At 70.7% G+C, this 26,886-nt stretch carries 21 protein-coding genes; 11 read left to right on the top strand and 10 right to left on the bottom strand.

Annotated features, from left to right (window positions below; all coding sequences use genetic code 11):
* Positions 1 to 4: 4 nt before the first annotated feature.
* Both AP234_RS22540 and ispG read right to left on the bottom strand, forming a co-directional pair.
* Positions 5 to 1,759, bottom strand: a complete 1,755-nt coding sequence (locus AP234_RS22540) for an alpha/beta hydrolase (RefSeq protein WP_063843042.1) — start codon at positions 1,757 to 1,759, stop codon at positions 5 to 7.
* Between the two features lie 124 nt (positions 1,760 to 1,883).
* A complete protein-coding gene (ispG, locus tag AP234_RS22545) occupies positions 1,884 to 3,056 on the bottom strand; it encodes a flavodoxin-dependent (E)-4-hydroxy-3-methylbut-2-enyl-diphosphate synthase (protein WP_055481679.1) in 1,173 nt (390 codons plus the stop codon).
* Positions 3,057 to 3,535: 479 nt separating this feature from the next.
* Here ispG and AP234_RS22550 point away from each other — a divergent pair, with 479 nt between their 5' ends.
* Positions 3,536 to 4,621, top strand: a complete 1,086-nt coding sequence (locus tag AP234_RS22550) for a lytic polysaccharide monooxygenase (RefSeq protein WP_055481680.1) — start codon at positions 3,536 to 3,538, stop codon at positions 4,619 to 4,621.
* 80 nt (positions 4,622 to 4,701) lie between these two features.
* On the opposite strand, the gene AP234_RS22555 is transcribed toward AP234_RS22550, so the two are convergent.
* The gene (locus AP234_RS22555) at positions 4,702 to 5,832 is read right to left on the bottom strand and encodes a trypsin-like serine peptidase (protein WP_055481681.1); all 1,131 of its coding nucleotides are present in this window, start codon (positions 5,830 to 5,832) and stop codon (positions 4,702 to 4,704) included.
* A gap of 107 nt (positions 5,833 to 5,939) precedes the next feature.
* Here AP234_RS22555 and dxr point away from each other — a divergent pair, with 107 nt between their 5' ends.
* Positions 5,940 to 7,172, top strand: coding sequence for a 1-deoxy-D-xylulose-5-phosphate reductoisomerase (dxr, locus tag AP234_RS22560; RefSeq protein ID WP_055481682.1), 1,233 nt, complete (start codon positions 5,940 to 5,942; stop codon positions 7,170 to 7,172).
* A 44-nt stretch (positions 7,173 to 7,216) separates the two neighbouring features.
* Here dxr and AP234_RS22565 read toward each other — a convergent pair whose 3' ends face one another.
* Positions 7,217 to 8,662 (bottom strand): aldehyde dehydrogenase family protein, encoded by a 1,446-nt coding sequence (locus tag AP234_RS22565; RefSeq protein ID WP_055481683.1) that lies wholly within the window; start codon positions 8,660 to 8,662, stop codon positions 7,217 to 7,219.
* 223 nt (positions 8,663 to 8,885) lie between these two features.
* On the opposite strand from AP234_RS22565, the gene AP234_RS22570 reads away from it, so the two are divergent.
* The gene (locus AP234_RS22570; RefSeq protein ID WP_055481684.1) at positions 8,886 to 9,527 is read left to right on the top strand and encodes a TetR/AcrR family transcriptional regulator; all 642 of its coding nucleotides are present in this window, start codon (positions 8,886 to 8,888) and stop codon (positions 9,525 to 9,527) included.
* A 22-nt stretch (positions 9,528 to 9,549) separates the two neighbouring features.
* Here the strand turns inward: AP234_RS22570 and AP234_RS22575 are convergent, their stop codons facing one another.
* Positions 9,550 to 11,106: a PucR family transcriptional regulator ligand-binding domain-containing protein gene (locus AP234_RS22575; protein WP_055481685.1), complete on the bottom strand. Its 1,557-nt coding sequence runs from the start codon at positions 11,104 to 11,106 to the stop codon at positions 9,550 to 9,552.
* 108 nt (positions 11,107 to 11,214) lie between these two features.
* Between AP234_RS22575 and gabT the strand changes: the two genes are divergently transcribed.
* The 3 genes from gabT (at position 11,215) to AP234_RS22590 (ending at position 14,261) form a co-directional block, all read left to right on the top strand.
* Positions 11,215 to 12,564: a 4-aminobutyrate--2-oxoglutarate transaminase gene (gene gabT / locus AP234_RS22580; RefSeq protein ID WP_055481686.1), complete on the top strand. Its 1,350-nt coding sequence runs from the start codon at positions 11,215 to 11,217 to the stop codon at positions 12,562 to 12,564.
* Between the two features lie 169 nt (positions 12,565 to 12,733).
* Positions 12,734 to 12,982 (top strand): hypothetical protein, encoded by a 249-nt coding sequence (locus AP234_RS22585; protein WP_055481687.1) that lies wholly within the window; start codon positions 12,734 to 12,736, stop codon positions 12,980 to 12,982.
* Between the two features lie 49 nt (positions 12,983 to 13,031).
* Positions 13,032 to 14,261 (top strand): hypothetical protein, encoded by a 1,230-nt coding sequence (locus AP234_RS22590; protein ID WP_055481688.1) that lies wholly within the window; start codon positions 13,032 to 13,034, stop codon positions 14,259 to 14,261.
* Here the strand turns inward: AP234_RS22590 and AP234_RS22595 are convergent.
* The 4 genes from AP234_RS22595 to AP234_RS22610 all read right to left on the bottom strand — a co-directional run bounded on the left by AP234_RS22595 (position 14,258) and on the right by AP234_RS22610 (position 20,009).
* Entirely contained in the window at positions 14,258 to 15,475 is a 1,218-nt protein-coding gene (locus AP234_RS22595; protein ID WP_055481689.1) for an extracellular solute-binding protein, read from the bottom strand. The genes AP234_RS22590 and AP234_RS22595 overlap by 4 nt on opposite strands.
* Positions 15,476 to 15,606: 131 nt before the next feature.
* Entirely contained in the window at positions 15,607 to 17,112 is a 1,506-nt protein-coding gene (locus AP234_RS22600; RefSeq protein WP_055481690.1) for a CoA-acylating methylmalonate-semialdehyde dehydrogenase, read from the bottom strand.
* Positions 17,096 to 18,358, bottom strand: a complete 1,263-nt coding sequence (locus AP234_RS22605) for an aspartate aminotransferase family protein (RefSeq protein WP_200926650.1) — start codon at positions 18,356 to 18,358, stop codon at positions 17,096 to 17,098. The genes AP234_RS22600 and AP234_RS22605 overlap by 17 nt, the downstream gene beginning before the upstream one ends.
* 166 nt (positions 18,359 to 18,524) lie before the next feature.
* On the bottom strand, positions 18,525 to 20,009 hold the full coding sequence (locus AP234_RS22610; RefSeq protein WP_152990565.1) for an MFS transporter: 1,485 nt from the start codon (positions 20,007 to 20,009) through the stop codon (positions 18,525 to 18,527).
* A gap of 167 nt (positions 20,010 to 20,176) precedes the next feature.
* Between AP234_RS22610 and AP234_RS22615 the strand changes: the two genes are divergently transcribed.
* The 4 genes from AP234_RS22615 to AP234_RS22630 all read left to right on the top strand — a co-directional run bounded on the left by AP234_RS22615 (position 20,177) and on the right by AP234_RS22630 (position 24,717).
* Positions 20,177 to 20,992 carry a TetR/AcrR family transcriptional regulator gene (locus AP234_RS22615; RefSeq protein ID WP_055481692.1) on the top strand — a complete coding sequence of 272 codons (816 nt, stop codon included), beginning with the start codon at positions 20,177 to 20,179 and terminating at the stop codon, positions 20,990 to 20,992.
* An 89-nt stretch (positions 20,993 to 21,081) separates the two neighbouring features.
* A complete protein-coding gene (locus AP234_RS22620; RefSeq protein ID WP_055481725.1) occupies positions 21,082 to 22,692 on the top strand; it encodes a PucR family transcriptional regulator ligand-binding domain-containing protein in 1,611 nt (536 codons plus the stop codon).
* Positions 22,693 to 22,848: 156 nt separating this feature from the next.
* The gene (locus tag AP234_RS22625) at positions 22,849 to 23,067 is read left to right on the top strand and encodes a hypothetical protein (RefSeq protein ID WP_055481693.1); all 219 of its coding nucleotides are present in this window, start codon (positions 22,849 to 22,851) and stop codon (positions 23,065 to 23,067) included.
* A gap of 171 nt (positions 23,068 to 23,238) precedes the next feature.
* Positions 23,239 to 24,717 carry a phosphodiester glycosidase family protein gene (locus AP234_RS22630; protein WP_055481694.1) on the top strand — a complete coding sequence of 493 codons (1,479 nt, stop codon included), beginning with the start codon at positions 23,239 to 23,241 and terminating at the stop codon, positions 24,715 to 24,717.
* A 37-nt stretch (positions 24,718 to 24,754) separates the two neighbouring features.
* On the opposite strand, the gene AP234_RS22635 is transcribed toward AP234_RS22630, so the two are convergent.
* Entirely contained in the window at positions 24,755 to 25,639 is an 885-nt protein-coding gene (locus AP234_RS22635) for a phenylalanine 4-monooxygenase (RefSeq protein ID WP_055481695.1), read from the bottom strand.
* A 131-nt stretch (positions 25,640 to 25,770) separates the two neighbouring features.
* Between AP234_RS22635 and AP234_RS22640 the strand changes: the two genes are divergently transcribed.
* On the top strand, positions 25,771 to 26,235 hold the full coding sequence (locus AP234_RS22640) for an Lrp/AsnC family transcriptional regulator (RefSeq protein WP_055481696.1): 465 nt from the start codon (positions 25,771 to 25,773) through the stop codon (positions 26,233 to 26,235).
* Positions 26,236 to 26,886 lie beyond the last annotated feature (651 nt).

Below are 26,886 nucleotides of genomic sequence, written 5' to 3' on the forward strand. Positions count from 1 at the left end.
CGGTCTACCGTCCCGGCGTCCGGGTCCGGTCCCGGTGCCCTCGTTCGGCCCCCGGGGCCGATGCCCGCGCGGCCGGTTTCCGTACGGCCGGGCGGGGGCCGGGCTGGGCGGCGCAGGTCGCGTCGGGACCGCGCGCGGCCCCGCGCCGCGGCAGCCTCGTCGCGTCGCGCAGGTACGCGGCGAGCCGCTGGTCGACGCAGGCGTTCCCGGCCAGCGACACTCCGTGGTTGCCCCCGCGCACCTCGGTGAGCAGCCGGGCCGTCGGGAACCGGTCGCGCATGCGCAGCGCGCCGACGTATGGCGTGGCCGCGTCACGCTCCGCCTGGATCAGCAGCACGGGCGGCAGGCGATCGGATCCGATCTTCACGGGCTTGCCGCCGCGCACCGGCCAGAAGGCGCAGGGCGCGTTGTACACGGCGTTCTGCCAGGCCATGAACGGCGCCTTCGCGTGCATCTTCACGGTGTCGGCGTGCCAGCGGGACCAGTCACGCGGCCAGGCCGAGTCGCGGCACTCGATCCCGAGATAGACAGCGTAGGAGTTCTCCTCCTCGGCGTCCACCTCGGCCTGGCTGCGGAAGAGCTTGACCAGGCCGGTCGTCTCTCCCCTGTGGACATAGGCGGAGAACGCTTCGGCCAGCGCCGGCCACAGCAGGTTGGAGTAACCGCCCGAGGTATAGATGTCGTCCAGCTCGCTGGGGCCGATGATGCCCCCGGCCGGCCGTTCCCGCAGCCGCGACCGCATCGAGGACCAGGCGAATGTCACGGCCTTCTCCGTACGGCCCAGCCGGTAGGCGTCGTCGTGCTCCGCGATCCAGGCCAGGAAGTCCCGCTGGCGGCGCTGGAAGCTGAGGTCCTGGGCGAGGTTCACGTCGTACCAGTCGCCGCCGGGGTCGACCACGCTGTCGAGCACCAGGCGGCGCACCCGCGTGGGGAACAGCGTGGCGTAGACGGCCCCCAGGTAGGTGCCGTACGAGTAGCCCAGATAGCTGATCTCCTCCTCGCCCAGGGCCGCACGGATCATGTCCATGTCCCGGGCCGTGTTCTCGGTCGTGAGGTACGGCAGGAACCACGACCACCGGTTTCCGCATGCCTCGGCGTACTGCCTCGCGCGTGCGACGAGCACGTCCTCCTCCGCCTTGCCCCGCGGAACGTTGTCCGGCCGCGGCGGGGCGAAGTAACGCTCGGGATCCACGCACGAGATGGCGGGGCGGCTGTCGCCCACCCCGCGCGGATCGAACCCGATCACGTCGAACCTCGCGGCGACGTCCCTGGGCAGCTGGGCCGCGACGAACCTGGCCAGGCCGAGCCCGGAACCGCCCGGCCCGCCGGGGTTGACCAGCAGCGACCCGAGGTGGTCGGCGTCCCGGGAGACCGTGCCCCTGATCCGGTTCAACGCGATCGTTATCTGCTGGCCGTACGGCTCGGCGTAGTCGAGCGGCACCCGGATCGACGCGCACTCCTCGCCCGGCGCCCGGGTCCGGCCCGACGCGGCGAGCCGGGGCAGCACGGCACCGAGCCCCGCCGACGAACCCGGCCGCTTACACGGCTCCCAGGAGATCTCCTGCCGCCCCGGCCGTCTCTGCCACGGCGCGGGGTGTGCGGCGTCCGGGACGGCCCTCGCCCCCGGAGCCGTGCCGTACGCACCCGTGCCGCCGCCGGCGGCGTCGAGAGCCCAGACGGGACCCGTGGGACCGACCGGCCCGACCAACCCGGTGACCAGCACCGTCACACCCGCGATCACTCCGACGACCCGCTTCACCGGCAACGCTCCCTCTGCTCTCATATGGCAGGGGACAGCATTACGGAGGTGATCGTACGGCCACCGCCGACACTACCCGATCATTACCAATATGTAGCCACTCCATTGCGGAGTGTAATCGCAGTCAGCGAACCACGACCTCGGGGCCGACGGCGTCGCCGAGGTCGTCGTCGAGATCCACCTCGACGCCCATCTCCTCGGCGAGGCGCAGCGCCTCCTCGATGAGCGTCTCCACGATCTGCGACTCCGGCACGGTCTTGATGACCTCGCCCTTGACGAAGATCTGGCCCTTGCCGTTGCCGGAGGCGACGCCGAGGTCGGCCTCGCGCGCCTCGCCGGGACCGTTGACGACGCAGCCCATGACGGCGACGCGGAGCGGGACCTTCAGCCCCTCGAGTCCCGCCTGCACCTGGTCGGCGAGGGTGTAGACGTCCACCTGGGCCCGCCCGCAGGACGGGCAGGAGACGATCTCCAGACCACGCTCGCGCAGCCCCAGCGACTCGAGGATCTGGTTGCCGACCTTGACCTCCTCCACCGGAGGCGCGGACAGCGAGACACGGATCGTGTCGCCGATGCCCTCGGCCAGCAGCGCGCCGAACGCGACCGCCGACTTGATCGTGCCCTGGAACGCCGGGCCGGCCTCGGTCACGCCGAGGTGCAGCGGATAGTCGCAGCGCTGGGCGAGCAGGCGGTACGCCTGGATCATCACAACGGGGTCGTTGTGCTTCACCGAGATCTTGATGTCGCGGAAGTCGTGCTCCTCGAACAGCGAGCACTCCCACAGCGCCGACTCGACCAGGGCCTCCGGCGTGGCCTTGCCGTACTTCTTGAGCAGGCGCGGGTCGAGCGAGCCGGCGTTGACGCCGATGCGGATCGGGACCCCGGCGGCCGAGGCGGCCCTGGCGATCTCGCCGACCCTGTCGTCGAACTTCTTGATGTTGCCGGGGTTCACCCGTACGGCCGCGCATCCGGCTTCGATGGCCGCGAACACGTACTTCGGCTGGAAGTGGATGTCCGCGATCACCGGGATCTGGGACTTCTTCGCGATCGCCGGCAGCGCGTCGGCGTCGTCCTGCGACGGTACGGCGACCCGTACGATCTGACAGCCCGCCGCGGTGAGCTCGGCGATCTGCTGGAGCGTCGCGTTGACGTCGGCGGTGGGCGTGGTGGTCATCGACTGCACGGAAATCGGGGCGTCCCCGCCCACCGCGACCGGACCGACCATGATCTGGCGTGATACCCGCCGCTTGGCGATCGGCTGGGTCCTGACGGTGGGAATCCCGAGATCAACAGACATTTCAGCACCTTGTGTATTGGCGAGCCCCGTGGTTGGCGAGCCCCGTTGTTTTTCGAGACCAATGTGTCGGCGAACCGGCGTGTCGGCGCTCCCAGTCTAGGGACGTCCGAGGATGGCGGGATGCCCGGCGATTCACCGGCGTCGTGTCCGGACCGGCGCCGTCGACATCGCGTCAATGAAGCTTTCATAACGATCCACTTGCGTTACCGCATTGACCTGGGCCGACGCGGACGGGTCGGGGGCGGGCGGGCGGACCTGGTGGGCAGGGACCCCGATGCCGACCTACATTCCGAACAGCGTGAGCGCTCTCGCACAACTGGTCGGTAGTCAACGGCCGTCCCTCCACCGGCGTGTTCCACACGCCGGAGGTGCCGTGCTGCACCGCGGAGTGCGGCAGCCTTGACCACGCGAAAGGGTAAGCCGTGGGAAGCCCACGAAGAAGAGCAACGAAATCGACGATCGGCATCATCGTCGCGGCGATGTCCACCCTGGTCACCGCCGTGCTGTTCGCCTCCCCGGCGTCGGCGCACGGCGCCTTGATGACTCCGGGCAGCCGGACGTACCTGTGCTGGAAGGACGGCATGACCCAGAGCGGGGCCATGGTGCCGAAGAATCCGGCCTGTGCGGCGGCGGTGGCCCAGAGCGGGACGAACTCGCTCTACAACTGGTTCGCCCTGCTGCGGTCCGACGGTGCTGGGCGCATGTCGGGATTCATCCCGGACGGCAAGCTGTGCAGCGCCGCGGCGGTCGTCTACGACTTCAGCGGGTTCGACCTGGCCCGGAACGACTGGCCGGTCACCCATCTGACGTCCGGGGCGACCATTCAGATGAAGTACAACAAGTGGGCGGCCCACCCCGGCACGTTCCGGATGTACATCACCAAGGATTCCTGGAGCCCCAACCGGCCGCTCGCCTGGAGTGACCTGGAGTCCACGCCGTTCGACAGCGTCACCGACCCGCCGAGCGTCGGCTCCCCGGGCAACGAGAACGCCTACTACTACTGGAACGCCAAGCTGCCGTCCGGCAAGAGCGGCCGTCACATCATCTACTCGGTGTGGCAGCGTTCGGACAGCAACGAGACGTTCTACGGCTGCTCCGACGTCGTCTTCGACGGCGGCAACGGCGAGGTGACCGGCATCGGCGGCACCCCGACCCCGACCCCCACCCCGAACCCGACGCCCACCCCCACCCCCACCCCGACTCCCACGCCGACCCCGACCCCCACCCCGACTCCCACGCCCACGCCGACCCCGACTCCCGGGACCGGCAACGGCTGCGTCGCCACCTACACGGTCACCAACTCCTGGAGCGGCGGCTTCCAGGGCGAGGTGTCGGTGCGCAACAACGGAAGCTCGACGATCGGCGGCTGGACGGTCAGCTGGACACAGCCGAGCGGCCAGACCATCACCCAGATCTGGAACGGCACGCTCAGTCAGTCCGGCAGCAATGTCTCGGTGAAGAACGTGAGCTACAACGGCAGCCTCGCGCCGAACGCGTCCACCTCGTTCGGCTTCCTGGCCAACGGGTCCAGCACCACGCCAAGCGTCTCCTGCTCGGCAGCCTGACCTGTCCTGGACAGGAGCTGTCCCGCAGCTCCACCTGAGAATCCGGGGTGGCGCGTCGTCGCCGCCCCGGATCCTCCGGTTCACGCGCGCTGGGCGGACTGGAACAGGTCCCGGGCCGCCGCGCCGAAGTAGGGGCCGTACATGGTGCGGTGATCGTTGCTGTACTTGAAGCTGCTCACCGAGGTGAGCCGACCGCGGCCGGTGGCCGGGTCGAAGCCGCTGAGCCAGGGCCCGCCGCTGGCCCCCGCCGTGAGATCGCAGCGCAGGCCCTGATCCCGCGTCTGCCCCTGGGGGTCCGCGTGGACCACACCCGCGCAGTAGAGCAGGTGCTCCCCGTTGTAGGGCGGATCGGCCGGAAAGCCGAACCCGTAGGTGCGCAGCCCCCTCCGGGCGTTGAAGCCGATCTCCTGACCCCCCACGGCGTCACCGAGATGGCGTCCGTTCGCCGTGGTCACCGCCACCATGCCCATGTCGTAGTCGTCGTTCCCACCGCGGGCCCACGGCCCCGCGACGAACATCCGGCGTGCGGTGTACGCGCCGTACGGACGCTGTCCGGCCCGATAGCCGGGGACGAACGTCCAGTTCTCCGCCCACGACCCCGCGCCGTCCTTCACGCAGTGCCCCGCCGTGACCACCACGTCCTTGTTCGCGCTGCGCACGGCACTGGCCGAGCAGACGAAGTCGACCCCGTCCATGGTCAGGAACACCCGGCCGGTGGTCCTCGTCACCGCGCCGCCCGCCGCCCATTTCGACCCGCTCGTCACGGCCAGCGACGCGCCGGGGCGGCGCGCCTGCCGGGCCTGCCGTACGGGCCGTGCCCCGGCGGGGGCGGCCTCCGGTGACCGGGACGGAGCCGGCGACGCCGTGGACGGGAGGATGCGAGCGGCCGCCATTCCCACCTGCTTGATCGTGGAGAGCACGTCGATGGGGATCGCGCGCGCCATCCGCTCCGGCGTCCAGTAGGAGTCCAGGGCCGTGGTGGCCACGTGCTCCACGACGTCGGAGGCCGGGCCGACCGGGCCGACCGGGACGGCCGGGACGGCGGAGCCGGGCCCGGAGGCCGCAGGGCCGGGGGTGGGGTGGGCGGGGGCCGGGCGGCCGGGAGCCGGGGGCCCGGACACGGCGGACATGGTGACGACCCAGGGCTGCGGGACTCCCACGAGTCCGGTGACGAGGGCGGAGACGGCGATCAGGGGGAGACAGGGAGTCATGGAACCAGAGTGTGGACCACGATGCGTTGTCTCGTGGCTACTTTTCGTTAATCGGCGCGATGCGGCGTACCTACCCGCCGCCCTTTCTCCTCGGTGACAATGGGGGCATGACCACAGCACGCCGCCAACCGCCCGAACCGCCGTCAGGTGCCCCGTCGCAGTCGCAGTCCGGGTCGGCACGCTCGATCGTGCTGCTCGGCTCGACGGGCTCCATCGGCACCCAGGCGCTCGACGTCGTCGCGGGCGCCCCGGGACGTTTCCGGGTGGCCGCTCTGGCTGCCGGGGGCGGCCGCGTCGACCTGCTGGCCCGTCAGGCCGCCGAGTTCGGGGCCGAGGCGGTCGCCGTCGCCGACGCGGGGGCCGTACCCGCCCTCCGGGAGGCGCTCGCGGCGTGCGGCGCGCGGCCGAGGATCCTGGCCGGTCCCGAGGGCGTCGCCGAGCTCGCCGCCTCCCCGTGCGACGTGGTGCTGAACGGGATCACCGGCGCGCTCGGGCTGACCTCAACGCTGGCGGCCCTGGAGGCCGGCCGGGTGCTCGCGCTGGCCAACAAGGAGTCATTGATCATCGGGGGGCCGCTGGTGAAGCGGCTCGCCGCGCCGGGGCGGCTGCTCCCGGTCGACTCCGAGCACTCCGCGCTCGCCCAGTGTCTGTGGGCCGCCGGGCCTTCCGGAGCCGAAGCGCGAGCCGTACACCGCCTGGTCGTGACCGCGAGCGGCGGCCCGTTCCGGGGGCGGAGGCGGGCGGACCTGGCGGACGTGACCCCCGAGATGGCGCTCGACCACCCGACATGGAACATGGGCCCCGTCATCACGGTGAACTCGGCCACCCTGGTCAACAAGGGCCTGGAGGTGATCGAGGCGCACCTGCTCTTCGACATCGGCTTCGACCGGATCGAGGTCGTGGTGCACCCGCAGTCGGTGATCCACTCGATGGTCGAGTTCACCGACGGGTCGACGGTCGCCCAGGCGAGCCCGCCCGACATGCGGCTGCCGATCTCCCTGGCGCTCGGGTTCCCCGAGCGCGTTCCGGGCGCGGCCTCCGCCGTCGACTGGACCACCGCGCACACCTGGACGTTCGAGCCGCTCGACGACGAGGCGTTCCCCGCCGTCGCGCTGGCCCGTCACGTCGGCGCCCAGGGCGGTACGGCTCCCGCCGTCTACAACGCGGCCAACGAGGTGTGCGTGGAGGCGTTCCTCAAGGGCGGTCTGCCGTTCCTGGGGATCGTCGACACCGTCGAGCGGGTGGTCGCCGAGCACGTCCCCGGATCGGCGTCCTCCGTCGAGGAGGTGCTGGCCGCCGACGCGTGGGCACGCACCCGCGCCGCCGAGCTGACCAGGTGAAGCCGGCCGACCGGGTTGCCGCCCCGGTCGGCCGAGTCATGTGATCAGAGGGTGAGGCCGGTGAGGACCATGACCTTCTCGTAGGTCAGGTCCGCCATGGCCGACCGCAGGCCCTCACGGCCGACGCCGGACTCCTTGACCCCGCCGTAGGGCATCTGGTCGGCCCGGTACGACGGCACGTCGCCGATGATGACGCCGCCGACCTCGAGCTCCCGGTTGGCCCGGAAGGCGATGTCGAGGCTGCGGGTGAACACCCCGGCCTGCAGGCCGTACCTGGAGTCGTTGACCGCGGCGAACGCCTCGTCGACCGAGCCGACCCGCTGCAGGATCATGACGGGGCCGAAGATCTCCTCACACGCGACCTTCGCGCCGGCCGGGACGTCGGCGAGCACGGTCGGGGCGACGGCCGCGCCGTCGCGGGTGCCGCCGATGAGGACGCGGGCGCCCGCCGCGACGGCCTCCTCGATCCAGCTCTCCACCCGGATCGCGGCCTCCTCGCTGATGAGCGGACCGACCTGCGTCCTCTCGTCGGCCGGGTCACCGGTGACGAGCGCGCCGACGGCCTTGAGCAGCTTCTCGGTGAACTCCTCGCCGACCGTGTCCTCCACGATCACCCGCTGGACGGCGATGCAGCTCTGACCGGCCTGGTAGTTGGAGAACAGCGCGATCCGGGTGGCCGCCCAGTCGAGGTCGGCGTCGGCCAGCACCACGGCCGCCGCGTTGCCGCCGAGCTCCAGCGTGACGTGCTTGCGCGGCACCTGATCCATGATCGCGTATCCGACCGGGCCGGAGCCCGTGAACGAGATGACGGGCAGCCGGGGGTCCTCGACGAGCGCGCCGGCCCGCTCGTTCGGCACCGGCAGGACGGAGAACATCCCCTCGGGCAGGTCGGTCTCGGCCAGGATATCGCCGAGCACCAGCGCGGACAGGGGCGTCTTGGGCGCGGGCTTCACGATGATCGGAGCGCCAACGGCGATCGCCGGAGCCACCTTGTGCGCCACCAGGTTGAGCGGGAAGTTGAACGGCGTGATGGCCAGCACCGGCCCGTACGGCACCCGCGAGATGTAGGCGAGGCGCCCCCGGGCCGCTGCCTCGGTGTCGAGCCGCTGCACCTCGCCGCTGAAGCGCCGGGCCTCCTCGGCGGCGAACCTGAACGTGGAGACGGCCCGGCCGACCTCTCCCCGCGCCCAGAGGAGGGGCTTGCCGTTCTCCCCGCCGATCAGCCGGGCGAGCTCCTCAGCCCGCTCGCCGAGGCGGCCGGCGACGTGGGCCAGTGCCTCAGCGCGCACGTGCAGGGGCAGCGCGGCGGCCTGCCCGCGCACCGCGTCAGCCGCCGCCACCGCGTGCTCGACCTGTTCGGCGGTGGGGATCGAGTACGCTCCGACGACCCGTCCGTCGTGGGAGTTGGTCACGGTCCCTTCGGCGTCGCCCGTGGCGGGACGACCGGCGAGCCAGAAGGGGCGAGGGTCGGAACTGCGGCTCACGTCCATGGTTCTCACGCTATGCCACCCCCGCGGGCATCGGCGTTGCTCCATGACGCACAATCGACGGCGAACGGCACGCCGATGTGGACAAGGTTTTCGCTTGGTCACGAATGCGTGGCGATTTCGGGATGTTTTCCGTTTCAATGCGGTTTGAAAGACGAGCGGCATGGTTAAGTCATCTTCCGGGTCTGGTTTGTGAGGCCCCCAATATGAGAAGGGCTCGTCGCTGATGGGTACGCCGGCGCCGCTCGGACTTCAGGGTGCCTACACGCGCGGCCACCGCAGCACTTACGACGAACTGCGCACGCGCCTGCTCGACGTCGCCGGCCGGCTGCTCGACACCGCCGGTCCCGAGAGCCTCACGGTCCGCCGGATCGCCGCCGAAGCTGGCTGCACGACCCAGGTCATCTACACGATGTTCGGCAGCAACGAGGGTCTCGCCGAAGCGCTCTACCTGGAGGGCTTCGAACGCTTTCGACGCCGCCTGGAGGCCGTGCCGGACCGCGGCGATCCGTTGGAGCACCTCATCGCGCTCGGTCCCGCCTACCGGGAAGCCGCACTGTCCGAGCCCGGCTACTACAGCCTCATGTTCGAGCGGGCCATTCCCGGTTTCACGCCGAGCGAGCGGGCACGCACGCTGGCCCGGGCGGCGTTGAACATCGTCGACCGGGTCATCGCCGACTGCATCTCCGCCGGTTACCTGGTGCCGACCCAGCCGCGGCGGATCGCCGACGCGGTGTGGGCAGCGGCCCAGGGCGCGCTGAGCCTGGAACGTGCCGGTCATCTCCAGGACGGCACGACGTACGACACCATCACGACCGCCGCCATCCGCAGCTTCCTGACCGATCCCGACTGCACGGCCGTCCGCTGACGACCGTCGCGATCAGGGGGGATCACACGGACAGCGCGATCCACAGCTCGGCCCGCGCCGCCGGGTCGTCGAGATCGCGGCCGAGCAGCTCGCTCACCCGTCTCATCCGATAGCGCAGCGTGTGCCGATGTACCCCGAGCCGCTGTGCCGCCGCGTCCCAGTGCCCGTTGCAGGACAGGTAGGCGCGCAGCGACTCGACGAGGTCGGCTCGGGAGCCGTAGTCCCGCAGCGGCGCGAGGAGCGCGGCGGCGAACGACGCCGCGGCGGCGGGATCGAGCAGGGACAGCAGGCCCTGTCCGGCCAGCTCCGGGAACCGTACGACCGGTTTGGCCGGGGTGGCCGAGGCGAGCGCCCGCTCGGCCTGGTCCAGCCCCGCGGCGAAATCGTCGGCGGAGCGTTCGACGGTGACGACTCCGGGGACGCTCACGCCCACCCGGCCGTGCCGGCCCGCGAGCTCCGCGATCGTCTCCGTCTCCGCCTCCGCCGCCATCGCCACCAGCAGGCCGCCCCGGGGAGCCGTGAAGCAGGGCAGCGCCTCGGCGAGGTCGTCGAGCTCCGTCTCGGAGTGGGCGCACACCAGCACGGAGAGCGGTCCCTCCGGCAGCTCGCCGGCCCGCTGCCCTTCCCCCGGTTTCCCGCTCAGTGCCGCCAGCGCCTCCTCGGCCGCCTCGACCCGACCGGCGAGCAGCAGGCTCAGCGCGGCTGCGCGCACCCGGGCCTCGGCCGCCCGCTGCTCACGGCCCCGCGCGCGCTCCTGTTCGATGGAGAGCGTCAGCAGCGAACCGGCCGCGTTGACGATCGTGTGCCGGGTCGGGGAGAACGGCCGGCCAGACCCGACCGCGAAGAACGCGCGGCGGCCGAGCGGCTGGACGATCACATGTTCGTCCGGGCCGGCCAGCGCCACGCTGGCGAGCGTGGGCGTGCGCCTCAGCCGGACCAGCTCCGGTTCCAGCGACCGCGCCACCGCCCGCGCCCAGTCCGTCTCCCCGTCCGTCCTGCTGTCCGTCTCCCGGCCCGCCCTCGGGTTCGCGTCCGCGCCCCCGGCCGCGTGCCGTACGGCTCCGGCCTCGTCGAGCAGCAGGGCCCAGCCGCCGATCTCACGGGCCAACCGGTCGACGACGGCCCCGACGCCCCCCGGTTGGAGAGCCGCACGGGTGAGGCGCCCCTGGGCGGCGAAGGCCCGGCTGATCTCCTCGTACTGCTCGGCAGCGAGCAGCTCGCTGACCACCTTGCCGATCGCGATGAACGGGGTGTCCCTCGGCACCTCCAGCAGCGGCAGCCCCTCGGCCGCCGCCGCCGCGACGAAGCCCGGCGGGACGGCGTCGTGGCCGAGCCCCACGCCGAACCCCAACCCGGCGGCACCACGCGCGACCAGCCGCGAGACGTACGGCACGGCGTCGGCGTCGGTGAGGCGCATGCCGGTGGTCAGCACCAGCTCCCCGCCCTCGAGGAACGGAGTGGGATCCTCGAGTTCGCTGACCGCGACCCAGCGGACCGGCCGGTCCAGCGTTTCCCGTCCCGCGAGGACGACGAGGTGGAGCGGCGCGATCGTCGTCACCCGACGCAGCGTGGGTGCCACGGCCCCTCCTGGTGGTTACCCCGATTTGTCCGTCCCGGCTAAAACACCGGATTAATTCTTCCATATCGACCTATCGGGGGAAGTGGGGGTGAGCCATACCGTCGAAGCATGAGCACTGCCACCACGGGAGGCGGCCCGGGGCTGCCCCAGGAGCGTCGCCTCGTCACCGAGATCCCCGGCCCGCGGTCGCGGGAGATGTTCGCGCGCAAGCAGTCCGCCGTGCCCGCGGGCATCGGCACCACGCTGCCCGTCTTCGTGACCCACGCCGGTGGCGGCGTGGTGGTCGACGCCGACGGCAACTCGCTGATCGACTTCGGCTCCGGCATCGCCGTGACCAACGTCGGCAACGCGGCCCCGCGGGTGGTCGAGCGGGTGAGCAGGCAGGTCGCCGACTTCACCCACACCTGCTTCATGGTCACGCCCTACGAGTCGTACGTCGAGGTCTGCGAGAAGCTCAACGAGCTCACCCCTGGCGACCACGAGAAGCGGACGTTCCTCGTCAACAGCGGCGCCGAGGCCGTGGAGAACGCGGTGAAGGTCGCCAGGCACGCCACCGGGCGGCAGGCGGTCGTGGTGTTCGACCACGGCTATCACGGCCGGACGCTGCTCACGATGACGCTGACGGCCAAGAACATGCCGTACAAGCACCGGTTCGGGCCGTTCGCGCCCGAGGTGTACCGTGCGCCGCTCGCCTACCCGTTCCGCTGGCCGACCGGGCCGGACAACTGCGCCGACGAGGCCGCGGCCCAGACCATCGAGATGATCGACAAGCAGATCGGCGCCGAGAACGTGGCCGCCGTGGTGATCGAGCCGATCGCCGGAGAAGGCGGTTTCATCGTGCCGGCGCGCGGCTTCCTGCCGAAGATCGTCGAGTTCTGCCGGGCGAACGGCATCGTCTTCATCGCCGACGAGGTGCAGACGGGCTTCGCCCGTACCGGCGACCTGTTCGCGTGTGCGGACGAGGGCATCGTGCCCGACATCATCTGCACGGCCAAGGGCATCGCCGGCGGTCTGCCGCTGGCCGCCGTGACCGGCCGCGCCGACCTGCTCGACGCCGTCCACGTCGGCGGCCTCGGCGGCACCTACGGTGGCAACCCGCTCGCCTGCGAGGCGGCGCTGGGCGTGCTGGAGACCATCGAGCAGGACGGTCTGGTCGAGCGGGCCCGGCACATCGGCGAGATCATGCTGCCGCGCCTGCGTGCCATCCAGGAGCGCACCCCGATCGTGGGCGACGTACGCGGCCGCGGCGCGATGATCGCGGTCGAACTGGTGACGCCGGGCACCGGGGAGCCCTACCCCGCCGCGGAGATCGCGCGCCGGTGCCACGCCGAGGGCCTGCTCGTGCTCACGGCCGGGACGTACGGCAACGTGCTGCGCTTCCTGCCGCCGTTGGTGATCCCGGATCACCTTCTAAACGAGGGCCTGACAATTCTGGAGAAGGTGCTTAGCGAGGTTTAGGGTCGTTTAAATACCAATAAAAGGGGCACCCTAATGTCCAGGGTGTCCCTTTTGTTGTTGTACGGCTTGTGTTATGCCTCGATTTAACCATCGCTTGGCCCAGCCCGCGACGACCACGGAGGGTAATCGCGTTATAACGGTTCCGATAGGCGATCGAGGGGGGACTTTGATGGGCTGGAACCCGACCGGCGCCGAGCGGCTCATGCTGACGTTCGATCCTGCCGGCCTCAGCACCACGCAACGCGATGGCGATGCCTGCGTAGTGTGCCACAAGAAGTGGCCCCGCCCCCGCGTCCGGGTCGGCCTGCTCCCCGACAACGCCCCCGTGCACGCCTGTGAAGACTGCGCGGAGGCCCTGCTGCCCGCGCCAGAGGGCAAGGTGCCGCTGCCGCGCCGCTCCCGCGCCGCCACATCCTGATCGCGCTTGGGTCTCCCCTTCGGAGATCACCACGCCCGATAATCGAGGTATGAACGACACGCGGACCCCCGCCGCGTCGCCGTGGGCCCTGGCCGCGCTGTCGGCCGGAGCGGCCGCGATCCACTTCGGCGTGATGCCCGGTCACTTCGGCGCGTCCCTGGCGCACGGTGTGTTCTTCGCCTTCGTGGGCTGGGCCCAGCTCGCGTGGGCTGCGGCCGTGCTCACCCGGCGGGGCGCCGGTCAGGACGTGCTGCTGACCGGCGCGTTCTTCAACCTGGCGGTGCTCCTGATCTGGCTGGTCGGCACGACCGCCGGGTTCCCCCTCGATCCGGGCGCGTGGACGCCGCAGCCCGTCCAGGCGCCCGATCTGCTGAGCGCGGCCCTGGAGGTCATGCTGATCGCGGGTTCGCTCGTGCTGGCCGAGCGCCGGACGCCACCGGGCATCGCCGCCCCGCAGCCGGTGGCCCAGACCGCCGAGGCCTCCGGCCCCCCGGGCACAGCACCCGTCGAGGACGGACCGGCCGGGGAGGAACCGGTGGCGCCCCGGCCGGCTCCCGCCGGGCTCTTCAGGGCCGTGCTCTCCTGGACCGGGCGTCCCGTGATCAGGCGGGTCGGCGTGGCCGCGCTGTCCGGGCTGGTGGCCGCGGCGGTCGGCGCATCCTTCACCCCGTCGGTCGCGGTCTCCGTCTCCGCCGCCCTGGCGAAGTCGGCCTCCGACACCGGCTCGTCTCTCGGCCACCACCATCATCACGGGCCCGCCGCCGGAGGCCAGCCCGACGCGGGGAACGCCGCGGCCGGGAACGCGGACGGGCCGACCGCCGAGGCGCAGGCCGCCGCGGCCAACGCACTGCTCGAGGTGACGAGGCGGGAGGTGCCCGGGCGCTGGCCGGCCGTCGGCGACGCGGAGAAGGACGGGTACGAAAGCTGGACCGAGGTGGAGGGCGTGCGGCAACTCGCCAAGCCCGAGCTGCTCGGCGACGGCGTCGCCCTCGACCCGACCCGGCCCGAGGCGCTGATCTACTACGAGAGGCCGGACGGTTCATCGACGCTGCTCGGCGTGGTCTACATCATGCCGCCCGGCCTGCCGGCCCCCGTCATCGGCGGCCCGCTCACCCCGTGGCAGCAGCGCCCGGCCCCCTGCCCGGCGAGCTCGTGTGAGAGCGCCCCGGGGATGTCCAACATGCTGTACGTCTGGCTGGTCGACTACCCGACCGGCCCGTTCGGCGACGTGACCGGCGCCGACCTGAAGACCGTCGTCGACCGGCTCGCCACGGGTTAGCCGGCTATCTGCGACCAGCGGCCGATCCATTGGTCGTAGTCGGTGGGGCGTTCGGCGAAGTAGACGCCCCTGAACGCGTCCGGCTCGCCCATCCGGTAGGCCGCGCAGACCCGCCGGGCGCGACCGGTGCAGGCGCCGGGATTGGCGGGGGCGGACCCGGTCCAGGCCGCCACCTGACGTTGCACGGCCGCCGAACTCGTCCAGTCCAGCCACCGGTACGCGCACGACGGGTGGGCGGCACGCGCCGACACCATCCAGGAGTCGGCCCAGCCGGTCACCGGACGGTCGCCGGCCGCACGCACCGGCCTGTCGCCGCGGCTCAGCACGTCCCGGTGGTACGGCGTGCCCTGCGCGAGCCGTACGGAACCCGCGGCGAAGCCCTTCACGACCTCGATGGGATCAGTCCAGAAGAGTCGCCTGTCCGGCTTGTCGAACAGCTCGGCCGCCGCGTCGAGCTGCTCCGGGGTCAGGTGGAACGGGTCCTTGACCCGGGCGCCGCGCTCCTTCAGGACCAGCGCGGCGTCGGCCAGCGAGAGCGGGCTGTCCCTGAACATGACCGGTCCCTCGTCGGCGAAGATGGCGTCCGCGCCGTCGGGATCGACCTCGCCGGAGTCGTAGAGCACCTGGTTGAGCCCCCACAGGTACGGCACGCCGTACACCTGGCCGTCCTCGGCCGGCAGCTCGCGCAGCCGCTTGGGGATCTTGTCGTAGCCGGGGAGCAGCGCGGTGTTCAGCGGCGCGACCTTCCCCTCGGCGATCAGCCCGCCCGCGATCACGGGCGTGGCCGAGATCACGTCGAAGGACGACGGGGCGGGCACGCTCGCCCCGTCGTCCCGGGAGGGGTCGTAGAACCTCAGACCGACCTTGCAGCCGGTCGTCTTCTCGAACTCCCCGACCCAGGAGACCTTGGGGTCGGTGCCGCCCCACTCGACGTAGCCGTTGAGGGCGAGCACGCTGACCGCCCGCTCGCCGGTGCCGATGGAGGCGAGCGGCGTCGGGCCGGGCGTGGAGGCACGCGCGCTCGCCGAGGGCGAGACCGACGGGGAGGAGGACGGGGAGGCCGGGCCGGCGGGGCCCGCGGCCGGGGCGCGCCCGGCCGCGGGCGTGAACACCGGTGTCGCCCGCGTCGTGCCGTCCTGTCGCGGCCCGCCGCATGCCGCGGCCAGCAGCCCGGCCGCCGCGACGGCGACCACCAGCCGGTGTGTACGGCTCACGCGAACGACCCCCTACCCGAGACGTGGTCCTCCCCGAGCCTACTGGCCGGGGCGGCGCCCACCGGGCGGGTCGCCGCTGCGGGCGGCCCGCCGGTGACGGCTCATATCGGGGCCGGTCCGGTGGGCCGGGGTCAGGCGTTGGTGGGGAAGCCCAGGTTGATCCCACCGTGTGAGGGGTCGAGCCAGCGCGAGGTGACGACCTTGCCCCGGGTGTAGAAGTGCACGCCCTCGGTGCCGTGGACGTGCGTGTCCCCGAAGAGGGAGTCCTTCCAGCCGCCGAAGCTGTAGTACGCCATCGGGACCGGGATCGGCACGTTGATGCCGATCATGCCGACCTCGACCTCGTTCTGGAAGCGCCGGGCAGCGCCGCCGTCGTTGGTGAAGATCGCGGTGCCGTTGCCGTACTCGCCGGAGTTGATGAGCTCCATGCCCTCCTCGTACGACCGCACCCGCACGATCGACAGCACCGGGCCGAAGATCTCCTCCCGGTGCACACGGGACCCCGGCGGCACGTGGTCGAGCACGGTGGGCCCGATCCAGAACCCGCTCCCGCGGCCGCCGGTGACCGGCGTCTCCCGGCCGTCCACCACGATCTTGGCCCCCTCCTGGACGCCGATCTCGAGGTAGGAGGCGACCTTGTCGCGGTGGGCCGCGGTGACCAGCGGGCCCATCTCCGACGTCGGGTCGTCGCCCGGGCCGATCACAAGCTTGCGCACCCTGGAGACGATCTTCTCCACGAGCTCGTCGCCGACGGGGTCGACGGCGAGCACGACCGAGATCGCCATGCACCGCTCCCCCGCCGAGCCGAAGCCGGCCGAGACGGCCGAGTCCGCGACCAGGTCGAGATCGGCGTCGGGCAGGACCAGCATGTGGTTCTTCGCCCCGCCGAGCGCCTGCACCCGCTTGCCGTGCGCGGTGCCGGTCTCGTACACGTACCGGGCGATCGGGGTCGAGCCGACGAACGACACGGCCTTCACCTCGGGGTGCGCCAGCAGCCTGTCCACCGCGACCTTGTCGCCCTGCACGACGTTGAACACGCCGTCCGGCAGCCCCGCCCGCTGCCACAGCTCCGCGATCAGCAGCGAGGCGGACGGGTCCCGCTCCGAGGGCTTGAGCACGAACGTGTTCCCGCAGGCGATGGCGATCGGGAACATCCACATCGGCACCATGGCCGGGAAGTTGAACGGGGCTATCCCGGCAACCACGCCGAGCGGCTGGCGGATCGAGTAGGAGTCGACCCTGGTCGAGACGTTCTCGGAGAACCCGCCCTTGAGCAGGTGCGGGATGCCGCAGGCGAACTCGACGACCTCCAGGCCGCGGGCCACCTCGCCGAGCGCGTCCGAGTGCACCTTGCCGTGCTCGGCGCTGATCAGCGCGGCCACGTCGTCGCGGTGCCGGTCGAGCAGCTCACGGAAGCGGAAGAGGATCTGGGTCCGCTTGGTCAGGGACATGTCGCGCCAGGCCGGGAACGCGCGGGCGGCCGCGGCCACCGCCGCGTCGACCTCCTCGACGGTCGCCAGGACCACCTGGCCGGCGACCTCGCCCGTGGCCGGGTTGAAGATGTCCGCGCCACCGCCCGGGCCGGCGACGGCCCCGGTGCGAGTGCCGTCGATCCAGTGGTTAACGAGCTTCGTCATTGATGGTCTCCAGAGCGGTGACGAGGATGCCCAGGCCCTCGCGGGCCTCGTCCTCGGTGAGCGTGAGCGGCGGGGCCATCCGCAGGGCGTTGCCGTACAGGCCGCCCTTGCCGACGAGCAGGCCGAGCCTCTTGGTCTCCTCCATGAAGCGGACGGCCAGCGCGGGAGCGGGCGCGCCGCCGGCGGGGTCGACGAGTTCGACGGCGAACATCAGCCCCTTGCCTCGTACGTCGCCGACGACGGGCAGGCGGGTCGCCGCCTCGCGCAGTCCACCGATGATGATCTCGCCGGTCCTGGCGGCGTTGGCCTGCAGATCGTGGTCGAGCACGTAGTCGAGGGTCGCGTTGGCCGCCGCCATCGAGATCGGGTTGCCGCCGAACGTGGCCACGCCGGCGGCGTGCGGGCCGTCCATCAGGTCGCCCCTGGCGACGACGCCGCCGACGGCGAAGCCGTTCCCCAGCCCCTTGGCGAACGTCATCATGTCGGGGGTCACACCGTGGTTGTGGATGCCGAAGAACGCCGAGCCCGTACGGCCCCAGCCGGTCTGGACCTCGTCGGAGATGAGCAGGATGCCCTCCTCGTCGAGGACCTCCTTGTATGCGGCGAACAGGCCGTCGGGGGCCATCGTGAAGCCGCCGACCCCCTGGATCGGCTCGGCGATCAGGGCGGCGACGTCCTTGCTGACCGCGGTGGCGAGCACGTGCCGCAGGTCGTCGACACAGGCCGCGATGTAGTCGGCGTCCGACATCCCGCGGAACTGGGCGAGGTGCTTGTCGGCGCCGTGCAGGAAGTGCACGTTCAGCGGCGAGAGCGAGTTGTTCTTCCAGGAACGGTTGGAGGTGACGGCCACGGCGCCGAACGACCTGCCGTGGTAGCTCTGCCGCATGGCGAGCACCTGGTCGGATCCCCGCGCGTAGGTCGCCAGCAGCAGCGCGGTCTCGTTCGCCTCGGTGCCCGAGTTGGTGAAGAACACCTTGGCGTCCGGAATGCCCGACAGCCGGGCGATCTTCTCGGCGAGCTCGACCTGCCCGCGCAGGAGATAGACCGTGGAGGTGTGCACCACCCCGGTGGCGAGCTGCCGCTCCACGGCCTCGCGCACCTCGGCGATGTCATACCCGATCATGTTGGTCAGGATGCCGGCGAAGAAGTCGAGATAGCTCTTCCCGGAGGCGTCGACGACACGGTTGCCCTTGCCGCTGACGATCTCGATCGGCTCGTCGTAGTACAGGCCAACCCAGTTGGGCATGACCGCGCGATGGCGGGTGAGCAGGCTGTCGGTTTGCGACGTCTGTGTGGGATTGGGCGAGGAATCGGGCATGCTTCGAGTATCCCTGCTGGTAGGCGTGCAGGCACACCCGCCAACATGTCGGCATTTTTTGGTTTTACCTTACAGATCGACAGTTCGCGTGTCTTCAGGACGAGGCGACGGGCTGCGGATCGGCGGCCGGCTCGACGGCGGGGCGGCGGCGCAGGACCAGCAGGGCGGTCACCGCCGCGAGCAGGCAGAAGCCGGCGCCGACCCAGGAACCGAGCGACATCGCCGACACGAACGACTCCTTCGCGGTCCGCGCGAGCCCGGCGTCGCCGAGCCGGAGCGCCACATCGATCGACTCCCTGGCCGCCGCCGGAGCGCGCTCCGGCATGCCCGCGGTGTAGACCCCGGCGAGCACGCTGCCCACGACGGCGATGCCGAGCGCCGACCCCGTCTGCTGCACGGTGTCGTTGAGCGCCGAGCCCACGCCCGCGTGATCGGGCGGCACCGCCCCCATCAGCGTGGCGTACGCTGCGGGACCGGCGAGGCCGCCGCCCACCCCGATGACCAGCAGCGCGACGACCAGCTTGCCGTACCCGTCGGACGGGCCCACGGTGGCGAGCGCACCGAAGCCGAGCGCCACCACGACCATGCCGGTCGCCACGAGGGTCCGGTTGCTCACCCGCTGACCGAGCCCGGCGCCCACGGCGTTGAACAGCGCGGCGGAGACGGCGTACGGCAGCAGCGCCAGCCCGGCGCGCAGTTCCCCGTAGCCCAGCACGAACTGCAGGTACTGGGTGAGCATGAGCAGCACGGCTCCGACCCCGAACGACATCAGCACGATCGAGAACGAAGCGCCGCTGAAGTCGCGCTCGCGGAACAGCCCGAGCGGCAGCATCGGGTGCGCGCAGCGTCGCTCCCAGAGGACGAGCCCGCCCAGCGCGAGCACGGCGACCGCCGCCCCGCCCAGCGCCTGGGCCGAGCTCCAGCCCGCACGGGGACCCTCGATGAACAGGAGGACCAGCGCGGCCATGCCGACGACGGACAGCACAGCGCCGAGCGGGTCGAGGCCGCGGGCCGGGCCGCGGGATTCGGGCATGAGCAGCACGGCCGCGATGATCGCGATCGCCGCGATCGGGACGTTGAGCAGGAAGACCGAGCCCCACCAGAAGTGCTGGAGCATGAAGCCGCCCAGCGTGGGACCGGCGATCACACCGACCATCGCCACGGCGCTCCAGGCGGCGATCGCCTTGCGCCGCTCACTGTCGTCGAAGACCGTGATCAGGATCGAGAGCGTGCTCGGCATCAGGATCGAGCCGCCGATCCCCATCAGCGCGCGGGCGCCGATGAGCTGCCATGGCTCGGTGACCAGGGTGGCGACCAGCGAGGCGCCGCCGAACAGCACCAGACCGATGATCAGGAAACGCCTCCGGCCGTACCGGTCGGACAGGCTGCCCGCCGTGAGCAGCAGACCGGCGAAGACCAGGATGTAGGCGTCGATGATCCACTGAATGTCTGCCGGGGACGCCCCGAGATCGCGCATGAGCGACGGGATGGCCAGGTTGAGCACGGTGTTGTCCACCACGAGCACCAGCAGGCTCAGGCAGAGCACACCGAGGATCCACCATCGGCGGGGATGGGACACGAGTTTCTCCTTCTCACCACTTCTTGCCGGATTTCGCACCGGACTCCGCACCGGCCCTCTCGCCGGACCTGCGACTCGTACAGCGTTCGAGGTTTCTGGGACACTGTACGAGAACTATCGCACAGCGTGCGAGTCGCCTATCCTTGGGCGAACGAAGGAGTCCCATCGTGTCCGCGAAGCAGCACTTCACCTCGGTGTGGGCCCGGCGGGCGGCCAGGGATGGCGCCGGCCGCACCCACCGGGAGCAGCCGGGACTCAGCGAGGCCCAGATCGTGCGGGCCGCGATCGAGTTGCTCGACGCCGAGGGACTCGACGCGCTGAGCATGCGCCGCCTCGGCGCCCGGCTGGGCGCCGGCGCCACCTCCCTCTACTGGTACGTCCAGACCAAGGACGAGCTGTTCGACCTGGTGCTCGACGAGGTGTTCGGGGAGCTCCGGCTGTACGGTGAGACGGTCTCCTGGCAGAACGCCGCGACCCGCTTCGCCTACGGCCTGCGCCAGCTTTTCCTGCGCCACCCGTGGGCGATCCGCCTGCTCGGCGTCCGCCCCACCGTCGGTCCCAACGCGCTGCGGATGTCCGATTGGACGCTGGCCGTCTTCCAGGACGCCGGCTTCGGCGACTTCGACGCCGCCCACGCGATCTCCACGCTGACGGCCTACATCGTCGGCATGGCCGCCACGGAGGTGGCCTGGCACGAGGCGGTCGCCCGTTCGGGCATGTCCGCCGAGGAGATGCTCTGCGAGACGCGGCCCCTGATCGAGGCCCGGCTCGACGACCTGCCCCGGATGCGGGAGTACTTCCGCATCCATCCGGATCTCGACCCGAAGATCTCTCTGGAGATCCGCTTCGACTACGGCCTGAAGTGCGTGCTCGACGGCCTGGCCGCCCGGCTCGCCCAGCCCGGGCCGCCGTCCGGTGACGCCGGCCACGGGCCGGGTCAGGCGATGTACGGCACCGGACAGGAGAGGATCCCCGGGTCGTGAGGATCATTCCTCGGCACGCCGTCCGGGAGCGCCATCTTGTCATCGGACGCCGCGCCGGCTTTACAGAATGATCAGGTAGCCTCGTGGGCATGTTGCCGACGGTCGCCGACGTATTGGCGCTGGACACGGTACGTCGGGGCAGTCCGCGCGTGGTCGCCGGCGTCGACCGGCTGGACACGCGGGTCCGCTGGGTGCACGTGGGCGAGATCGCCGACATCGCGCACCTGCTGCGCGGGGGTGAGCTCGTGCTGACCACGGGCGTCGCCCTGCCGGGCGAGCCGGGCGAGCTCGCCGAGTACGTCTCCGATCTGGCCTCCGTCGGGGCCTCGGGCCTGATCGTCGAACTGGGCCGCAGGTTCGTCCGCGAGCTGCCCCACGCCGTCGTCAAGGCCGCAGAGGAGCACGGACTCCCGCTGATCACCCTGGCCCGCGAGACGCCGTTCGTACAGATCACCGAGTCGGTCCACGCGCGGATCATCGACCGCCAGTTGCAGGAGCTGCGGGCCTCCGAACAGCTCCACGAGGTGTTCACCGCGCTGTCCGTCGAGGGCGCTTCCCCGGCCGAGGTCCTCGGTCAGGTGGCCCGCTTCTCCGGGTGCCCGGTCCTGCTGGAGAACCTGGCCCACCAGGTCCTCGCCTGCGATGCCGCCGGCGCCGACACGGGCGTCATCCTGGCCAACTGGGAGACCCGGTCCCGCTCGGTCTCCCCCGCGGAGCGAACGGCCTACGACACCGCGGCCGGCTGGCTGGTCACCATGGTCGGCGCCCGCGGACAGGACTGGGGCCGGCTGATCATGTTCTGCGACGCCCCGCCCACCCCGCGCGACATCGTGCTGATCGAGCGTGCCGCCACCACGCTCGCCCTCGGCCGGCTGCTCGAACGGCACAAGGAGTCCCTCGAACGGCAGGCGCACGGCACGATAATCACCGGCATCCTCACCCACGCCTTCTCCAATCCCGATGAGGCGGCGGCGCGGGCCCGCGCGGTCGGCGTGCCGCTCACCGGCCGCAGGCTGATCAGCGCGGTGGTCCGGCTCACCGCGCCGCCCGGCACCGCGCTCGGCGAGCAGGCCAGGCTCGGCGAGCTGGCCGAGGCGGCGGCGGCCGCGTGCCGGGAGATCAAGCTGCCCGCGCTGGTCGGCGCGCTCGACCAGAACCGGGTCGGCGTGCTGCTGCCCCTCCCGCCGCGGGCCCCGGCCGAGGCCGCCCTCGGCGCGCTGGCCGAACGCCTGCGGGCCGCCTTCGCCTCTCCGTTCGTGCTGGCCGCGGGGTCCGTGGTGGAGTCGGTCAAAGACGTACGGCGCAGCTTCCTCGAGGCCGAGCAGGTCGCGGAGGTGGCGGTGCGCCAGCCCGACGGCCGGGCCTTCTACCGCCTGCCCGACCTGCGGCTGCGCGGCCTGCTGCACCTGCTGCGCGACGACGCGCGGCTGCAGACGTTCGCCGAACGTGAGCTGGGCGCGCTGCTGGCGTACGACGCCCAGCGACACGGCGACCTCACGAGAATCCTGCGGATCTACCTCGACGCGGGACGCAACAAGGCCGTCGCCGCGCAGAAGGCGCATCTTTCCCGGCCGGCCTTCTACGACCGGCTGCGGCGGCTGGAGCGCGTCCTCGAGACGGATCTGGACGACGTGGAGTCGTGCCTGTCCCTGCACGTCGCGCTGCTGGCCCTGGAGACGTTTCGCCGCGAGAGCCCCTGACCCCCTCGGCCATCGGTCGATTTGCCCGTTGTGCACCTCGGCCTGTGGAGATGCTGCACACCGGAAGTCAGGTCTGCATGTCCGGGTATAAAAGCTATCTCACCGACTACTCTCCGTAGGCTCGTACTCACGAATCGAATCGTGTTTGCTCGAAGAGTGCAGACCAGAATCGAACCTCAAGTCAGCCCGTCCATCGTCGTGCGTGCGCTGTCTGCCCGCTTCCCCAAGTGGACGATCTGGTGGGGCGAGGCCACGATGTGCTACTGGGGCATGTCCCGCGGCCGCGACGGGGCCCTGATCCACGTCGAGGCCCGCTCCGCCCAGGACTTCGTACGGCAGGCCAGGGAGATCGACGGCCGGACATCCCAGTCGTAGCCGATCACCCCAAAAATGCCCGTTTAAGACGTTCGCGCCATTTATTCACTTTGAGGGGATTTATCGGGAAAACGGGCTCAATTCTGTTGCTTTTTCGGCGTTTGGCCTCATTCTCTAACGGTTCTCGCCACGATGGTCCAGGAAAGGATCATCACCCTGGAGAGGAACCGCATGAGACGCCGCCTGGCCATGGCGACCACCGCCCTGGCCGTGACGATGACCACCTTCCCTGCTCCGGCGCTCGCCGACTCCGTCTCGGGCCTCCCGACGACGAAGTTCCCCCTCGGTGTGCCGGGGATCCCGAAGTCGGCGGCCAAGAGCATCGCCCCCGGTGTCACCTACTCGGTGCTGAGGCACGGCGGCGCGAAGGACGGCTACACGGTGAGCGTGGTGGTCAAAGGCAAGGACTTCATGTCCGAGGCCACCGCTCAGACTCAGGCGGAGGCGATCCAGGCGGCGGGACTGGAACCCGTCATCGTAAAGTTCACCCGGCCCGCCGTGACGGACTTCCCGGCCGCCGACTACTGGATGGTACGGGTGGGGAGCTGGCCTCTCGACAAGAAGAGCGAGGCCGCCAAGACCGTCAAGCAGCTCAAGGAGGCGGGCGTATCCGCCAAGGTCGACTGGCAGGGCGACGACGGCTTCGCCACCACCGGGCCCTGGAGCGTCCGCGTCATCACGGTCGATCCACGGAAGTTCCGCGGGTCCTTCCAGGCCTCGCTCGGCAAGAGCACCGCCAAGCGGGAGAAGGTCACCGAGATGGCCGCATCGGCCAAGGCCATCGCCGCGGTCAACGGCGGATTCTTCGACATCCACACGCTGCCCGCGTTCCGCGGTGACCCCACCGGGATCTCGGTCGTCGGCGGCAAACTGCTCAGCGAGGCGGTTACCGGCCGAGTCGGTCTGGTGCTCCAGGGTCGTACGGCACGCGTCACCGAGCTGTCTTCCATGGTGGTCGCACGCCCCAGCGGCGGAGCCCCCGTACAGGTGACCGGCGTCAACCGCGTGGCCAAACCCGACGAGCTCGTGATGTACACCGAGGAACTCGGCCGGGCCACCCCCAAGAACGACGGCGCCGAGGCCGTGCTCGACGCGTCGGGCCAGGTCGTCCAGGTCCGTTCGGCGGGCGGCAAGGTCGCCCCCGGCACCCGCGTCCTCCACGGCGTGGGCGCAGCGGCCGACTGGCTCTGGGAGAACGCCACCGAAGGCTCGACCATCAAGGTCACGACCACGGTCACCGACCTCAGGGCAAGGAAGACCATCCCGCTCACGCCGCGAACCAACATCATCGGCGGTGCGATCGGCCTGGTCCGCGGCGGCCGCATCTCCATCACGGCGTCCCGCGACGGCATGGCGAACGTCAACATGATCGTACGGAGGCACCCACGGACGCTCGCCGGGGTCACCAGGAACGGCAAGCTGATCATCGCGGTCGTCGACGGACGCGCCCCCGGCAAGACCGTCGGCGCATCCTTCTTCGAAGCCGCAGCGATCATGAAGTGGCTGGGCGCACGTGACGCGATCAACCTCGACGGCGGCGGCTCGACCGCGATGGTGATCGGCAAAAAGGTCGTCAATCACCCCTCCGACGGCGCGGAACGAGCCGTCGGAGACGCGCTGCTCGTCCTCGGCCCCGACACCACCCGCTGACCAGAAGGTCATGCGGATGCTCTGAAGGGCTCAGATATCAGGTGACCGAGGCCAGCCTGGCGATCGCGTCGTCGTCGCAGGTGTCCCAGAACGTGCCGACGACGTCCTCGAGATGATCGAGTGAGGCCGCCTCGAAGAGCACCTCCTGATATTTCGTGATGTCGTACTGCGTGGTGCCCATCGCGGCGAGATCGAGAGGCCGGATGTCCATCCCCCGGAACTCCTCGATCTCGCCGTAGGAACTCAGGATGCCCGCGCCGTACGCCCTGAGCTCGGCCCCCTCCCGCATGACCCCGAACTCCAACGTGAACCAGAACACCTTGGAGACGAACTCCAGCGCCTCATCCGTCTCGACCCGACGTGCCGCCCGGCCCGCGAGCCGGTACAGCTCCGCGAAACGCGGCGACGCGAGCGTACTCGCGTGGCCGATCACCTCGTGGATGATGTCCGGTTCCGGAGTGTAGAAAGGCACCGAGTGGTGCCGGATGTACTGCGTGGAGTGGAACAGGCCGTCCGCCAGCACGCCGTAGAACTCCCGCAGCGGAACCAACCCGGCCGCCGGCAGGTAACGGAAACCGGTGATCGGCGCGAGCAGCTCGCTGACCTCCTGAAGCTGCGGGATGCGGTCACGCGGCAACCCGAGCCGCTCCGACGCGTCGAGAAACTCCCGCACCGCATACGTACGGTGCTTCACCGCCAGCTCACTGGTCACGAGCGCCCAGACGTGGTGCTCCTCGGCGGTGTACTCGACATGCGGAATCGGCTCGCCTGGCGTGTGGTTGAGCGCCAGCGCGGCGATCGCGTTGCGACGCTCGCGATAGACGGCGTCAGCGAACCCCGGGTGGCTCTTGGCCAACTCGACGACGACGGATCCGTCGTCGCGCGTCTCCACCGGAGCGAAATACTGTGCTTCCTCGAACATACTTCTATATGACAGCAAGTCGGGGTTTAGCTGGCAAGAGTGACCACTTGAAGTGGGCGAGGTGCTCAATATCAGTGAACGATCAGGGACTTCACTGGTCGATCCGATCAGTCCGGCGTAGTCTCGAACGCATGCTGGATTCGCTCGACAGCCGTCTGCTCGTCGCCATGCGCGCCAACCCCAGGATCGGGCTCACCGAACTCGCCCGGCTGCTCGGCGTCGCCCGAGGAACGGTTCAGGCAAGACTCGAGAAACTCACCGGCCGCGGCGTGATCAGCGACTTCGGACCCACCGTGGCGACCGAGGAGATCGGCTATCCGATCCTCGCGTTCGCCTCGTTGCAGATCGCCCAGGGAAAACTCACCGAGGCCGTGCACTCACTGACCGAGATCCCCGAGATCCTCGAGGTGTACGGCACCAGCGGCCAGGCCGACCTGCTCTGCCGCGTTGTCGCACGCAACACTCCCCACCTTCAGGAGATCATCGCGAGAATCCTCGCCTCCCCCGCCATTCAACGAACCGATACGACGATCGCGCTGTCCACCCAGATTCCCTTCCGCATCGAACCCCTCCTAGCGGCCGCCGTCGTGAAGTGATCACCTGGCTCGCCGGGGCGTGGCATCGTGACGACGGTCCTGGATCGCAAGGCCCCACCCAGGCCCTTGACCAACCGCCATCCATCCCGCTGTCCAGACGGACCCAGACTGCCGCGCTGTGGTCTGTCAAAACGTCCCGCTGTCCAGACGGTCCCGCTGTCCAGACCGGCCTTCCACCCCCGGCCTCCCATCTCGCAGCACCTCCTGCTCTCGCAGCACCTCCTGCCCATCCCTGCACCGGTCGGTGGACGGGGGTCCCATCCGGCGCCGGTCAGCGGTCCGGTGCGCTGGCCAGTACGGGTGGGCGGCCGGGTTCGGTCGTCGGGTGGGTTCGGTGGGTGGGTGTCTGGGGTTGGACTGATGTGGTGGGGTGGCCGGGTTGGCGGGTTTTGTGGTGGGGTGGCCGGGGTCTGGTGCCACAACAGTGCGGGCAGGGACGGGCGGCTGCTCCGGCCGGCCGTGACAGTTACGCTCTAGCGGCAGAGGCCTCCGGCCTCCCCGGGCGCGGTGGTCTCGGGCACGGTCTCAAGCCGGCCGGAGCACCCACCCGCCCCCACCCACACCCCGGACGCGCCCACAGCACAGCCACCCCAGCCAACACCCCACGACCCGCCACAACCCCCCACAACAAAAAAAGGGAAGGCCCCACAG

The sequence above is a fragment of the Sphaerimonospora mesophila genome, assembly GCF_001417795.1.
Taxonomy (GTDB): Bacteria; Actinomycetota; Actinomycetes; order Streptosporangiales; family Streptosporangiaceae; genus Sphaerimonospora; species Sphaerimonospora mesophila.